At 61.2% G+C, this 13,790-nt stretch carries 9 protein-coding genes; 2 read left to right on the top strand and 7 right to left on the bottom strand.

The genetic code is table 11. The features are described from left to right. Positions 1-9: 9 nt before the first annotated feature. From ACVHNU_RS07035 to ACVHNU_RS07010, 6 genes are all read right to left on the bottom strand, one after another. Positions 10-1,479 (bottom strand): efflux transporter outer membrane subunit, encoded by a 1,470-nt coding sequence (locus tag ACVHNU_RS07035; protein ID WP_473019300.1) that lies wholly within the window; start codon positions 1,477-1,479, stop codon positions 10-12. Beyond that, positions 1,469-1,951, bottom strand: coding sequence for a MarR family winged helix-turn-helix transcriptional regulator (locus ACVHNU_RS07030; RefSeq protein WP_045122382.1), 483 nt, complete (start codon positions 1,949-1,951; stop codon positions 1,469-1,471). The genes ACVHNU_RS07035 and ACVHNU_RS07030 overlap by 11 nt, the downstream gene beginning before the upstream one ends. A gap of 237 nt (positions 1,952-2,188) precedes the next feature. Next, entirely contained in the window at positions 2,189-3,508 is a 1,320-nt protein-coding gene (locus tag ACVHNU_RS07025) for a hypothetical protein (RefSeq protein WP_473019299.1), read from the bottom strand. Between the two features lie 94 nt (positions 3,509-3,602). After that, entirely contained in the window at positions 3,603-7,277 is a 3,675-nt protein-coding gene (locus tag ACVHNU_RS07020; protein WP_473019298.1) for a translocation/assembly module TamB domain-containing protein, read from the bottom strand. Next, a complete protein-coding gene (locus ACVHNU_RS07015) occupies positions 7,274-9,001 on the bottom strand; it encodes an autotransporter assembly complex protein TamA (RefSeq protein ID WP_473019297.1) in 1,728 nt (575 codons plus the stop codon). The genes ACVHNU_RS07020 and ACVHNU_RS07015 overlap by 4 nt, the downstream gene beginning before the upstream one ends. A gap of 66 nt (positions 9,002-9,067) precedes the next feature. Further along, on the bottom strand, positions 9,068-9,718 hold the full coding sequence (locus tag ACVHNU_RS07010; RefSeq protein WP_103485356.1) for a GNAT family N-acetyltransferase: 651 nt from the start codon (positions 9,716-9,718) through the stop codon (positions 9,068-9,070). A 303-nt stretch (positions 9,719-10,021) separates the two neighbouring features. On the opposite strand from ACVHNU_RS07010, the gene xthA reads away from it, so the two are divergent. Then, positions 10,022-10,834: an exodeoxyribonuclease III gene (xthA, locus tag ACVHNU_RS07005; RefSeq protein WP_473019296.1), complete on the top strand. Its 813-nt coding sequence runs from the start codon at positions 10,022-10,024 to the stop codon at positions 10,832-10,834. A 244-nt stretch (positions 10,835-11,078) separates the two neighbouring features. Next, the gene (locus ACVHNU_RS07000; protein WP_338801403.1) at positions 11,079-12,413 is read left to right on the top strand and encodes a phosphate ABC transporter substrate-binding/OmpA family protein; all 1,335 of its coding nucleotides are present in this window, start codon (positions 11,079-11,081) and stop codon (positions 12,411-12,413) included. 131 nt (positions 12,414-12,544) lie between these two features. On the opposite strand, the gene ACVHNU_RS06995 is transcribed toward ACVHNU_RS07000, so the two are convergent. Continuing rightward, positions 12,545-13,774, bottom strand: a complete 1,230-nt coding sequence (locus tag ACVHNU_RS06995) for an acyl-CoA dehydrogenase (RefSeq protein ID WP_003223710.1) — start codon at positions 13,772-13,774, stop codon at positions 12,545-12,547. Between the last annotated feature and the right edge of the window lie 16 nt (positions 13,775-13,790).

Below are 13,790 nucleotides of genomic sequence, written 5' to 3'. Positions count from 1 at the left end.
ATACCTGAATTAGTTGTGCGACGTGGCTGGGGTGGCGTTGGCTGCGGTCAGGGTTTCACCCTGAAAGCCGCCGCCCAGCGCTCGCATCAGTTGAATCGACAGGTCGATCTGCTCGGCATTGAGGTTGGCCAGCTGACGCTGGGCCTGCAGCAATTGCTGCTCGATGCTGAGCACGTCCAGGTAGTTGCCGATGCCGGAACCGTAACGCTGGACGACGGTGTTGTAAGAGTCCTGGGCAATCTCGGTGGCGTGTTGCTGCGCACCGATCTGCCGGCCGATGTCACGCAACTGGTTGATCGTGTCGCTGACATCACCCAGTGCTTTCACCAGGCTTTTGTTGTACTGCGCCACTGCCAGATCGTAATCGGCGTCGCGCGCATCAAGGTTGGCGCGCAGTCGCCCGCCGTCGAAGATCGGCACCGAGATGGTCGGGGCGATGCTGAAGAAGCGACTGGCCGACCCGAACATTGCGTCACCCAACAAGGATTCGGCACCGGCAGACGCCGTAAGGTTCAGGTTGGGATAGAAGCGGGTTTTCGCCGAGTCGATGTCTTTGCTCGCCGCCTCTACGCGCCAGCGCGCAGCGACCAGATCCGGACGCCGACCGAGCAGTTCCGCCGGCAACACCGACGGCACCGCCACGGCGCTGGCTTGCAGGACTTTCGGCCGAGCAATTTCGTTGCCGCGATCCGGGCCTTTGCCGAGCAACACGGCCAGAGCGATCTTGGCGCTGTTCAAGCGCTTTTCGGCATCGATCAGGCTGGCTTCGGAACTGGCCTCAAGGCTTTGGGTTTGCTGGAACTGGTACTGGCTGTCGATCCCGGCACTCAAGCGGCGCTGGCTCAGATCGAGCATCTGTTTGGTGCGTTTGAGATCGTCGTTGGCCAGGTCGTAGACAATGTGCGCCTGCCCCAGATCGCTGTAGGCCCGGGCCACGTCGGCGGCGAGGGTCAATTGCGCGGCCTGACGGTCGACTTCCGCAGCGCGGGCCTGACCGAGTGCGGCTTCCCAGGCATCTCGCTGGCCGCCCCACAGGTCGAAGTTGTAATTGAAACCGGCGCTGATATTGCGCACGGTGGCATAGGCATCGCCCTTGCCCAGCGGATCCTGATCCTTGGCCAGACGCGAGCGGCTGATACCGGCGCTGGCGTCGAGGGTCGGATAGCGTTCGGCATCGGCAGCATACGCGGCGGCGCTGGCCTGATGCGCGCGGGCTTCGGCGATCTGCATGTCCGGACTGTCGTGCAGGGCTTCGCGGATCAGACCGTCGAGTTGTGGGTCGCCAAGGCTGGTCCACCAGTCGCTTTTCGGCCATGCCGCCGGCGACAGGGTCACACCGTTGAGGGACTGGCCGACTTTCAGGCTTTTCGCATCAAGGCTTTTGCCTTGAGTGTCGAGGCCGCTGTAATTGGCGCAACCGGCAAGGATCATTGCCGACAGCACCAGGGTCAGGCTGCTGCGCAAGGTTTTACTGCTCATTGTGTTCACCTAAGCGCTGGATGGTGATCGGGTCACCGGCGGCCAGCAGGATTTTCTTGAGGATGTATTCCAGGGTCTTCAACTCGTCCGTAGTGACGGCGCCGGCCAGTTCATTCATTGCATCGGCGCCGATGTGCGGCAGACGATCGGCCAGTTGCTGGCCCTGCTCGGTGAGTTTGAGCTGCACCTGACGGCGATCGCCTTCGCTGCGTTGGCGAGCCAGGAAACCTTTCTGTTCCAGACGATCGAGCATGCGTGTCATCGAACCGCTGTCCAGCGACAGATGCCGGCACAGCTCGGCCGGAGTATCGACGCCGTACTGGGCCATGATGATCAACACCTTGAACTGCGCGGCGGTGATGCCGTGGGGGTCCATGTGGGTGTCGATGATCTTGTCTTTGAGCAGCGCGGCACGGCCCAGCAACAGGCCGAGATGGCAATGCTTGAATTCGTCCGGGGTGAAATGCTTCATGTGCTCACCTAATAACTGCCTAGGCAGTGAATGTATGTCGAGATGTTACTGCCTAGGCAGCGAATGTCAACGTAATAGTTAGGTTGCTTTGTAATTAGTTGACCAGTGGACTGGGTTTTTGTGTTGCCCGCACTGACGCTTTCGCGAGCAAGCTCGCTCCCACAGGGATCTCATGCATACATGGATCAATGTGGGAGCGAGCTTGCTCGCGAAGGCAGCGACTGGGTGTAACGTCGGTCAGGATTTGTCGGAAGGATGCACAGATGGCGGCTGGAGGGGATGCACTTCGCGCCCGCGCAAGGCGGTGATCGCATAACCACAGGCGCGTTTGATCACCGCATACATGCTGTGCCAGCCCGGCGGTGCGGGCTCGATCGCGGCATGCAGCGCGAGTGCATAGTCGAGCACCAGACCGGGCGTCCAGGCCATGACTTCAGCGCGCTTGCGCACTTGCGCCGCCACCCAGAACTCGGGGCTGACGATCACTCGGGCGAAGTCGAGCATGCTCGAATGCCCGCGATTCATCGCCCCTTCAAGGGCCGCTTCGAGGCTATGGGCGACGGCACTGGAACAGTTGCGGCTGGTGAGGTTGTACGTGCTGTTCTGCCGGTATTCGCTCCAGAACGCCTGCAGTCGCCGGGCGTCGTAATGAGCAAAACTGACCTGAACCGAAGACGGACACCAGTCCGCCACCTCACCCGCATAGTCAGGCAGAAACCGGCCGGCGACATCATTGTTCGGCGTTGCCCGCAGCAACCGCACGAAATCCCCCGCCGAACGATCGATGTCATCCAGCGGGTAATGACTGATGTAAATGTCCGGGCCGCATTCCAGGGCCGCGTGGCCGGCAGAAATCACACCGTTGATGTCGACCGCTGCGATATAGCGGTTGAGCAGGCGGTTGCGCACCAGGGTGTCATCAACGGTGCCGCTGGGTGTCCAGACATGGATCACCAGCGCGGTGCCGGTGGCCGGCCCACCGACCGAGGCCGGACTCGCCAACGGTGGCTGGTGTTTGAAGCGCAGTGACTGGCGCAACAACGCGCAGCCCGAAAGAAAGATGCTCATGCCAATGCAGAACGGCACCGTGCCCTTATACAACGTCGGATACGGTTCGAGGATAAACAGGCCAAAGGTGATTTCGAACAATCCGGTGAGCAGCGACAGTCGCCAACCGACAAAGCGCACCACCACCGCCGCCGCCAGCCGAAAGCCGCCATCGAGCAGAAACGCCACACCGAACAGCACTGCCAGAATCAGGCTGGCGACATGTTGCCGGTCGACGATCAGCAGCCCAAGCAGCAGGAACGCCAGACCGCGCGCCTTGCGCAAAGCGGCGGCGGTGCCGGTCTGCGGTGCAGGCACCAACAGAATGATCAGGGCCTCGAGTAACAGCAGATAACCAAAGACATGCAGCGGAAAATACAGCACGCCGTCCAGCGCATCGATGAAGATCGCCACCCCGGCCGCGCCCCAGACAATGCCGGTCAGCGCCAGTGCTGACCAACGCTTGCGGACAAAGTCATTACCGAGCAAGACCATACTCAAGCGGACCATAGGCGCAACCGGCAAGGTTTTCGGGGTTTGGTGAGTCTAATACATCCTGAAAAAACCGGATCGCAGCGTCACGACCCGGCTATTGGCCACGCTCTCAGAAATCGCGCTTATAGAAAATATCCAGCGAACTGGCGACACCGCTGGCGGCTTCGAGATAAACCTTCTTGCTCAGCTTGTAACGCAGCGCAATGGTGTTGGCCGGTTCGAACACACCGACGCCATAACGCAGGCTGAGTTTCTCGGAGATATTGCCGCTGGCGACCACGCTGGTGGTGTTGCCGCTGCCTTGGGTGTCGAGTTGGAAGTCCTGAATCCCCAGGTCTTTGGCCAGACTGCTGGTGACCCCGGAACTGCCCATCAAGCCGAGGCCAAGTGCTGCCTGGGCGAGCATGTTGTTGTCCTCGCCGTTGCTGCTCAACGGACGACCGAGCACCAGATACGACAGCGCCTGCTCCTGGCTCATGGCCGGCTCGGAGAAGATTTGCGTGGTCGGCTGCTCGGCGCTGCCGCTCAGACGAATACCGGCGATCACGTCGTCGGTCTGGCGGATCGCTTCGATGTCCAGATACGGCTGGTCGATGGGACCAGCGAACAACAGCCGTGCACGCCGAACCGTCAGGCGCTGGCCGTAGGCGCGGTATTTGCCGTCGTTGAGCCACAGCTCGCCACGGGTGTCCATGTTGTCGCCGATGTGCACATGACCTTGCAGGTTGGCGGTCAGGCCGAATCCGGCGAAGCTGAGTTTGTCGTCACCGACCACCACGTCGATGTCCATCTTCATGGCCATCGGCGGTTTACCCTCCTCGGTCTGCGCACCAACGATGATCGTGTCATCGGAGACTTTAACCGTGGAGGGCGGCAGTTCGCGGACGGTGATTTCGCCTCTGGGTACCAGCACTTTGCCGGCAATCTTCAGCTCGTCGCCGGCCATGGAGATTTTCAGATCCGGCGCCACTTCCAGCTTGGCATACGGCTCGACGGTGACCGGCAATTGCGTGCCCTTGAGCGCCACATCGACCATCAGCGCCTGACCCCAGGCGACATTACCGTTCAGACTGCCCTGCCCGGTCTTGCCACTTTTCCAGCCGCCGTCCAGACGCACGGACTCGCCGGCAATCACTGCTTGCAGTTGCAGGTCTTTGAGTTCCATCGGCAGCTCGGCGCCGGAGACTTCGCCGTCGCTGAGTTTCACCGTGCCGTTGACCAGCGGCGCCAGCAGCCCGCCGGAAATCGTGCCGCTGCCGTTCAGGCGCCCGGTGAGTTTCTCGACCATCGGTACAAACGGCCGCGCCACCGACAGGTCCAGGCCGGAGAGCCGGAACGAGCCGTTCAACGGCTTGTTTTTCGGCAGCGGATTGAGCTGCGCCTGCACCATCAATTCACCGAGCTTGCCGCCGACGAAATTGAGATCGGTGTCGATGCGCTTCGGTGTGAGTTTGCTGGTGAGCTTCAGGGTCTGGTACGGGAAGTCCAGCCACTGATCCTTTTCCTTCATGCGCAAAGTGCCGCCGCTGGCGTCGATGCTGACCACGCCATTCGGGCCGCTGGCCGGCAGATCCAGTTGCAGATCGGCGTTGAGCTTGCCCTGCCAGGCAAAGTCTTTCGGCAACCATTGTGCGAGGCTTTCGATCGGGAACTGCTTGAGGTGGTAGCGCAGTTTCGGTTCGGGCAGCAGCCGCTGGTCTTCACCGCACAGGCTGGCGTTGCCGGACATCCAGCAATGCGCGCCGAAGTTGATCTTGCCGTCAGCCAGACGCTCCAGTTTGGCCGGGTTCTGCAGTTTCCAGTCCTGACCGCCGGCCTGAATATCGCCGCTGGCCAAACGACCGCGCCAGTTGCCGTTGTCCAGATTGCCGTCCAGCCCGAGGGCCAGTTTCAGCTTCGGCCCGAGCAGGTCGAGGTTGAGTTTCTGGCGCTTGATGTCGCCTTGGGCGCTGGCGGTCAACACGCCCAAATTGGTATCGCCGGCCTGAATGCCGCTGCCCTTCAAGTCGATCTTCGCCCGTTGCGCACTGTCGAGCGTGGCGTCGAGGTTGAGGCTTTGCAGACGATTGTCCTGGAACGCCAGTTGCGAACCTTGCAGCTCGAGCTTGCCTTGCGGCGCCTGGAGCGTTCCGGCGACATTGACCTGACCGTTGACCTGCCCGCGCAACTGCGGCCAGAGCTGGGCCAGACGCGTCAGTTTGATGTCGATCTGGCCAGTGAGTTTCTGTTGCAGGCTGCCCTTGCCGCTGATGCTGTTGTCGCCGAGGCGGATTTGCAGGGCGTTGAGATTCCACTGTTCGCCGACGCCGTCAGCCTTGGCTTGCAGCACCGCCGGTTGTCCGCGCAGTTTGCCCTTGAGGTCGAGGTCGGCGGTAAGGCTCAGGCGCTCGTTCTTCATTTCGCCTTTGCTGCGCAGCGGCCCGGCCAGGGTGCCCGGCAACTCCGCGACCCAGTACGCCGGGTTCAGCGCCGAAAGATCCAGCGCCGTGTCCCAGGCGATGCCGTCGGCGAATTGCACGTTCACATGCCCTTCAGCCTTGCCCTGACCGGCCTGCATTTTCAGTTGCGGCAACGCGATCTGTTTCAGGCTGCCACTGAACGGACTGCTCAGGCTGAACGCCCCCGCCGGGCCATCGAGGTCGGCGGCGAAGTTACCGAGGTATTGGCCATCGGTGTAGGAGACTTCGCCAGTGAAGGTGCGCAAGGCGACTTGCGGCTCGTCAATCTCGGGATACAACCGGTGCCACGGAAAATCCTGCCAGTTGATGTTGGCCTGAGCGCTGAGGCCCTTGCTCCAGTCAACGCTGCCGGTGAGTTTGAGACTTTGCTTGTCGTTGGCACTGAGGTCGAGGCCGGCGATCTGCGCGCCGCTGGCATCGACCTTGCCTTTGAGCAGCAACGCCACCGGGCCTTTTTCGGCGGGCAGCGTGGCGTTGCCGAGCAATTGGTAACCGTTTTTCAGGTCACCTTCCCCGGTCAAAACCAGTTGATTGAATTGCAGAGTGTCCGGCAGATCGGCGCTCGGTTTGAATGCCTCGGAGGTGATGCGCACCCTGGCCGGGAGGTTTTCTGCCAGCGGCTGCAGCTCGCCGCTCAACTGGCCGTCGAGGTAGCCACGGCTGTCGGCATGCAGGTTGAGAGTTTTCAGCAGATCGCCGTCGACTTTCAACGCCAGTGTCCATGGGCCTGCGCCCGGAGACGGCAGGGTCAGGTCACCGGTGATGTTCAGCGGCCAGTTGCCGGTCGGTTGCAGCAGGCCGGAGAGGTTCAGGCTCAGATCGTCGCGCTGCAGTTTCACGCTATCGATCTGCATACCTTGGGCGGTCCAGTGCGCCGCCAGTTGCAGGCCCTTGAGCTGCTCGCTGCCGTTGAACAGCAGGCTGCCGACCTGCACGTCACCCAGTTCGATGGCCACCGGCAATTGCAGATCCGGCAGTTTGATCGGGCCGCTCTCGCTGGTTTCTTCACTCGGCGGGAATTGCAGGATCACCTGATCAGCCTTGAGCTGTTCGATGCACAGCGTCATGCGGGTCAGGCACAGCGGCGACCAGGCGAAGATCGGCCGGTTCAGTTCGACCCGGCTGCTGCCCTGCTGCCACAGCAGGTGGTCGGCGCTCCATTGTCCGCCGAGACGGCCCTGGAAATTCTCCACGCTCAGACCCGGCACCAGGCCCAGCGCCCAACGGCTGCCGGCCTGCGTTCCGAGTACCGCGCTGATGCTCAGTACGATCAATAACACCAGCGCCAACAGCGCCAGAGCGGTAATTTTCAAACCACGCTTCACAGCTCAGGCCCCATGGAAAAGTGCAGCCGGATGCCGCCGTCGTCGTCCAGCGCGTGGGCCAGGTCGAGGCGGATCGGCCCCACCGGCGAGACCCAGCGCACACCGATACCGACCCCGGTCTTGAGGTTCGGCAGTTCGAGTTTGTTGAAGGAGTTGCCCTGGTCGACGAAGGTCGCGACCCGCCATTTTTCGGCGATCGAATATTGATATTCGACGCTGCCGGCGACCATGTAGCGTCCACCGATGCGGTCGCCTTCAGAGTTTTTCGGGGACAGGCTTTGATAGTCGTAACCGCGCACGCTTTGGTCGCCACCGGCGAAGAAGCGCAACGACGGTGGCACCGAGTTATAACCGTTGGTGGCGCTGCCTCCGACCTGCACCCGGCCGAGGAAGCGGTGGTTGTCGAACACGGTGGTCAGGCCTTTGATCAACGCCGTGCCATACAGCAGATTGTTGTCAGAGCCGAGACCTTCCTTCGCCACTTTGCTTTCAAAGGTCAGGCGATAGCCATTGTGCGGGTCGATGCGGTTGTCGCTTTTCAGATACGAATAACTGATGCCGGGCATCAACAAGGTACTGAGACCGGAGTCGTCACCGAGCTGATATTCCTCACGCTGCCATTTCAGCGAGATGACCCGCTGCCAGCCGCTGGGTAATTTGCTGTGCCATTCGGGACCGAAGGTCAGCAGCTTGCTCAGGGTGTCCGAGCCGTCGATGTCTTCATATTGATAACCACCGGCCCAGCGCAGTTTGTCGGTCAGCGGTGGATCGAGCGGGATGTCATAGAACAGCCCGACGTTCTGCCGTGGCGCCGACAACTCGGCTTCCCAGCCATAGCTGTCGCCCTGCGGGTTGACCCAGTGGCGGGTCCAGTTGGCCTTGATCCGCGGGCCGACGTCGGTGGAGTAACCGAGGCCCAGGCCCATGGTGCGTGGCTTGCGCGTGTCGAGTTTGACGTCGACCGGGATCACATCGTTTTTCGCCGCCGTCGGCGCAGCATCGACGCGCACACCTTCGAAATAGCCGCTCGATTGCAGGTCGCGATTGAGTTCGGCGATCAGCTCGGAGTCATACGGGTCGCCGGCCTTGAACGGCACCATGCGTTGCAGCAGGTCTTCGTCGAAGGGTGTGTCGCCTTCAAAATGGACTTTGCCCAGCGCGTAACGCGGGCCGCTTTCGTAGATCAATTCGACGTCGGCCACCCCGGCTCGCGGGTCGACCAGGAGTTTCTGACGGGTGAAATGGCCACTGAAGAAACCGAAGCGCGAGGCCTGGTTCTGGATCAGGCGTTTGGCGTCTTCATAACGCCCATGGTTAAGGACGGCGCCGGACTTGAGCATATCGCCGCTCGGCACACGAAAGGATTTGAGGGAGGCCGCAGGGCCGGATACACGAATAGTGACGTTGCGCAGACGTATCGGCTCACCGGGATCGATGTTCAGCACCAGGCGCGGTTTTTCGCCGCCCTTGACGTCGCTGTCGATCTGCGGCTGGTAGTAGCCCAAGGCCTGCGCGGCTTTGCGCGCCTGCTCCTCGGCCCCGCGACTGAAGCGCAGCAAGGCTTGTTCGTCACGGTCGCCGAGGCTGCCGATATAGCCTTCTATATTGGCCTTGAGTTCGTCGTTGGACGGTTTGATCCGCACGTCCAACTCACTTTGCGCCAGCGCCGCGCAGCTGGTTAACAGCATGAGCACGCCACTGGTAAATCTTCCTGGAAACTTCATAGGCGCGGATGCTATCACGGGCTTGGGAGCGTGATAGAACAGGAAATTTCCGAAAAAGTTCTACGGCTAAGCCATTGCAGTTTGTAACACCTGCGGATTGGCGTGGAAAAACACGTGCTCGCGCACCGGGCCGACGGCCACTTCGCCAATCTCCTCATAACCCTGACGTTTGTAGAATTCCAGATAGCGCGGGTTGCCGGTATCGAGCACCACGCCTTGCGAGGTTTCGTCCACCGCGCACCAGTTGTGCACCGCCGTGAGCAACTGCTCGCCGAAGTGTTTGCCTTGAAACTGCGGATGAATCCCCAGCAGCGGCAGCATGTGCACCGAATCGCTCGGCACGCAGGCGGCCACCGCATCGTGATATTCCAGATAGCGCCGGGTGCAGCGAAAACCGGTGCTGAGCACCATGCGCAAGCGCCACGCCCAACTCTCGGTAATCCCAAGACGACGCTGCGGCGGCGCGATCAGGGCGATGCCGATCAAACGGTCGTTGACCAGCAGGCCGATGGCCGGCAGATCCTGCAGAAAATGCTGCTTGACCAACTCACGCACCGTGGCCCGCACGCGTTGCTCGTAGCCCGGCCGTTCGGCTTCGAACAGATAGCCGAAAGTCGGCTCGTGGCGATAGGCCTGATACAGCAGCGATCGGGCTTCGCGCGAGTAACCGCGGTCGAGCATGTGGATGTCGGCGATGGCGGTCTGGGTTTCAGGCATGACGGTGATTCTCCCCCGGGGCGCGGCTCAAATGGCTGCGCTCTTGTTGGTACGAACCTTTTGGTGGTGGCACAGTTCCCCACAGGTATAGACCAAGCCGTGAGCTTCATCGACTGGGCGGGCCTCTTCGCGAGCAAGCTCGCTCCCACATTTGGAATGCATACCCCTGTGGGAGCGAGCTTGCTCGCGAAGAGGCCTGCCCAGGCAACCCACATCCCACAGACAAAAATGATTTCTCCCACCCCACACTGGCCCCCATCCCACATGTCAGCTAGCATCGCCCTTTTGCCAGGACTGCCGACCATGAAGATTGTTTCCTTCAACATCAACGGACTGCGCGCCCGTCCGCATCAGTTGGCAGCGCTGATCGAAAAGCATCAGCCGGACGTGATCGGCCTGCAGGAAACCAAGGTCCACGACGACCAGTTCCCGCTGGAAGAAGTGCGGGCGCTGGGCTATCACGTTTATTTCCACGGCCAGAAAGGTCATTACGGCGTCGCCCTGCTTTCGCGCAAAGAGCCGATTGCCATTCACAAAGGTTTCGCCACCGATGAAGAAGACGCGCAGCGCCGCTTTATCTGGGGCACCTTCGCCGACGCCAATGGCGTGCCGGTGACCATCATGAACGGCTACTTCCCCCAGGGCGAAAGCCGCGACCACCCGACCAAATTCCCGGCCAAGGAACGCTTTTACAGCGACCTGCAAACCCTGCTGGAAAGCCAGTTTCACAACGAGCAGCCGCTGGTGGTGATGGGTGATGTGAACATTTCCCCGGAAGACTGCGACATCGGCATCGGCCCGGACAACATGAAGCGCTGGCTGAAAACCGGCAAATGCAGCTTCCTCCCGGAAGAGCGCGAGTGGATGGCCCGCCTGAAAAACTGGGGCCTGACCGACAGCTTCCGCCACCTGAACCCGGACGTGACCGACATGTTCAGCTGGTTCGATTACCGCAGCCGCGGGTTTGAAGACGAACCCAAGCGTGGCCTGCGCATCGACGTGATCCTCGCTTCCCATGGCTTGCTGCCACGGGTCAAGGATGCAGGCGTGGACTATGAACTGCGCGGGATGGAAAAACCGTCGGATCATGCGCCGATCTGGCTGGAATTGAGCTGATCTCAAGCTTTAAGAGATCCTTGTAGGAGTGAGCCTGTGGTGAGGGGATTTATCCCCGATGGGCTGCGAAGCGGCCCCAGTCGTCTCTAGTAGATCGAAATGAAGATTTTGGGTCGGCTTCGCCAACCATCGGGGATAAATCCCCTCACCACAGGCTCACTCCTACATTGGATCCCTGTCATGTTTTGGTCATGCACCTGACTTAATCTCCCCGGCAATCCCCTTGGCCTGATTCGGTGCCGGCATGACCCTGCGTGTTCTGTTCGCTTTTCTGTCGAGTGCATGGCTGACGGTCAGTGCCGCCGCCCTGCCCATCCCTGAAAACGGCCCGGCGCTACGTATTCAGGGTTCCAACACCATCGGCGCCGATCTCGGCCCGGCGCTGGTCGAAGGTTTTCTGCAGGACCAGGGTCTGCTGAAAATCCACCGCGAAAACCCCGATACCGCCAACGAACAACACATCGTCGGCCAGACAACCGAGGGCAAACGGGTGGTGGTGGAAGTCGCCGCCCATGGTTCCAGCACCGGTTTCACTGCACTGAAAACCGCCAGCGCCGACCTTGCCGCCTCCTCCCGTCCAATCAAGGACAGCGAACTGCTGGGCCTGCAATTTCTCGGCGACCTGAAAAGTCCCGCCGCCGAACAGGTGATCGCCATCGATGGCCTGGCGATCATTCTCAATCCCGCCAACCCGCTGCAGCAACTGGACACCGAGCAACTGGCGCGGATATTCGCTGGCGAGGTGAAAACCTGGGAAGACCTCGGCGGTCGCGGCGGTGCGATTCATTTATATGCGCGGGATGATCAGTCCGGCACTTACGACACGTTCAAGGAACTGGTGCTGGGCCGTCGTGGGAAAAGTCTGAGTTCCACTGCGAAACGCTTCGAATCCAGCGAGCAATTGTCCGATGCGGTGAGCAGCGATCCGCAAGGTATCGGTTTTATCGGTCTGCCTTACGTGCGCCAGGCCAAAGCCGTGGCAATCGCCGATGGCGCATCGCAATCGATGTTGCCGCTCAATAGTCTGATCGCGACGGAAGACTATCCGCTGTCCCGCCGCTTGTTCTTTTATCTACCGCCCAGCAACCAGAATCCCTGGGCGTCGGCACTGGTGGCCTTTGCGCAAAGCCCACAGGGCCAGAAGATCGTCGCGGCCAATGGTTTCATCAGCCAGACCGTGCGTGCCATGACCGTCACGCCGAATGTGCTGATGCCCGAGGGTTATCAATCCCTCAGCCGTCACGCCCAGCGTCTGACGGTGAACTTCCGCTTTGAGGAAGGCAGCGCGAATCTGGACAACAAGGCACGGCAGGATCTGGCGCGCGTGCTCGACTATATAAAGCGCCACGACAAGACTGAGCGCGCGGTGACGCTGGTGGGGTTTGGTGACGAAAAAGACGATCCGGCACGGGCCGATCTGCTGTCGAAGCTGCGGGCGATGGCGGTGCGTCGCGAACTGGTGAAAAACGGCGTGGTGCTGCGCGAGGTACGCGGGTTTGGCGCGCAGATGCCGGTGGCGACGAACAGCGCGGATGAAGGCAGGATCAAGAATCGGCGGGTTGAGGTTTGGGTGTACTGAATCTGATGTTGATGGACTGAATGGGCTGGCCCTTTCGCGAGCAGGCTCGCTCCCACTTTTGATCGCATTCTTCCAGTCGGAATGCGGTCGAATGTGGGAGCGGGCTTGCTCGCGAAGCCGGCGACGCGGTCTTAATGACCGCTACGCAGCATTTCCTTCGGCACATATTTGCCGATCTCGAACTTGCCGATCGCCGCGCGGTGCACTTCGTCCGGGCCGTCGGCCAGGCGCAGGGTGCGCTGCATGGCGTACATGTAGGCCAGCGGGAAATCATTCGAGACCCCGGCCCCGCCGTGAATCTGGATCGCCCGGTCAATCACCCGCAGGGCCACGTTCGGCGCGACGACCTTGATCTGTGCGATCTCGCTCTTCGCCACTTTGTTACCGACGGTGTCCATCATGTACGCCGCTTTCAGGGTCAGCAGGCGCGCCATGTCGATTTCCATCCGCGAGTCGGCGATCTTGTCGACGTTACCGCCCAGACGTGCCAGCGGCTTGCCGAACGCGGTGCGGCTCACCGAACGCTTGCACATCAATTCCAGGGCGCGTTCAGCCATGCCGATCGACCGCATGCAGTGGTGAATCCGTCCCGGGCCAAGGCGACCCTGAGCAATTTCAAAGCCGCGCCCTTCACCGAGCAGAACGTTTTCGTACGGCACCCGCACGTTGTCGAACAGCACTTCGGCGTGGCCGTGCGGTGCATCGTCGTAACCGAAGACTGGCAGCGGACGGACGATTTTCACCCCGGGGGTGTCGACCGGCACGAGGATCATCGAGTGCTGGGCGTGGCGCGGTGCGTCAGGGTTGCTCAGGCCCATGAAGATCAGAATCTTGCAGCGCGGATCGCAGGCGCCGGAGGTCCACCACTTCTTGCCGTTGATCACCCACTCGTCGCCATCGCGCACGGCGCGGGCGGCCATGTTGGTGGCGTCGGACGAGGCCACGTCAGGCTCGGTCATGGCGAACGCCGAGCGGATCTCGCCGCGCAGCAGCGGTTCGAGCCAGCGCTGTTTCTGCTCTTCATTGGCGTAGCGCACCAGCACTTCCATGTTGCCGGTGTCCGGCGCCGAGCAGTTGAACGGCTCCGGCCCCAACAGCGAACGGCCCATGATTTCCGCCAGCGGTGCGTATTCGAGGTTGGTCAGGCCGGCGCCGAGTTCCGACTCAGGCAGGAACAGATTCCACAAACCTTCGGCCTTGGCCTTGGCCTTGAGCTCTTCCATGATCGCGGTCGGCTGCCAGCGATCGCCCTCGGCAACCTGGCGTTCGAACACGGCTTCGGCCGGGTAAACGTAAGTGTCCATGAACGCGGTCACGCGCTCACGCAGTTCTTGCACCTTGGGCGAATAAGCGAAATCCATGAGCAATTACCTTCTA

The organism is Pseudomonas sp. Ors-4-3C (assembly GCF_055755035.1).
This window is presented reverse-complemented; position numbering and strand designations above follow the sequence as displayed.

What these genes read in the sequence shown, in the direction of transcription:
- ACVHNU_RS07035 (WP_473019300.1), bottom strand. Translation starts at nt 1,479, where the DNA reads ATGAGCAGTAAAACCTTGCGCAGCAGCCTGACCCTGGTGCTGTCGGCA.
- ACVHNU_RS07030 (WP_045122382.1), bottom strand. Translation starts at nt 1,951, where the DNA reads ATGAAGCATTTCACCCCGGACGAATTCAAGCATTGCCATCTCGGCCTG.
- ACVHNU_RS07010 (WP_103485356.1), bottom strand. Translation starts at nt 9,718, where the DNA reads ATGCCTGAAACCCAGACCGCCATCGCCGACATCCACATGCTCGACCGC.
- xthA (WP_473019296.1), top strand. Translation starts at nt 10,022, where the DNA reads ATGAAGATTGTTTCCTTCAACATCAACGGACTGCGCGCCCGTCCGCAT.
- ACVHNU_RS06995 (WP_003223710.1), bottom strand. Translation starts at nt 13,774, where the DNA reads ATGGATTTCGCTTATTCGCCCAAGGTGCAAGAACTGCGTGAGCGCGTG.
- ACVHNU_RS07025 (WP_473019299.1), bottom strand. Translation starts at nt 3,508, where the DNA reads ATGGTCCGCTTGAGTATGGTCTTGCTCGGTAATGACTTTGTCCGCAAG.
- ACVHNU_RS07000 (WP_338801403.1), top strand. Translation starts at nt 11,079, where the DNA reads ATGACCCTGCGTGTTCTGTTCGCTTTTCTGTCGAGTGCATGGCTGACG.
- ACVHNU_RS07015 (WP_473019297.1), bottom strand. Translation starts at nt 9,001, where the DNA reads ATGAAGTTTCCAGGAAGATTTACCAGTGGCGTGCTCATGCTGTTAACC.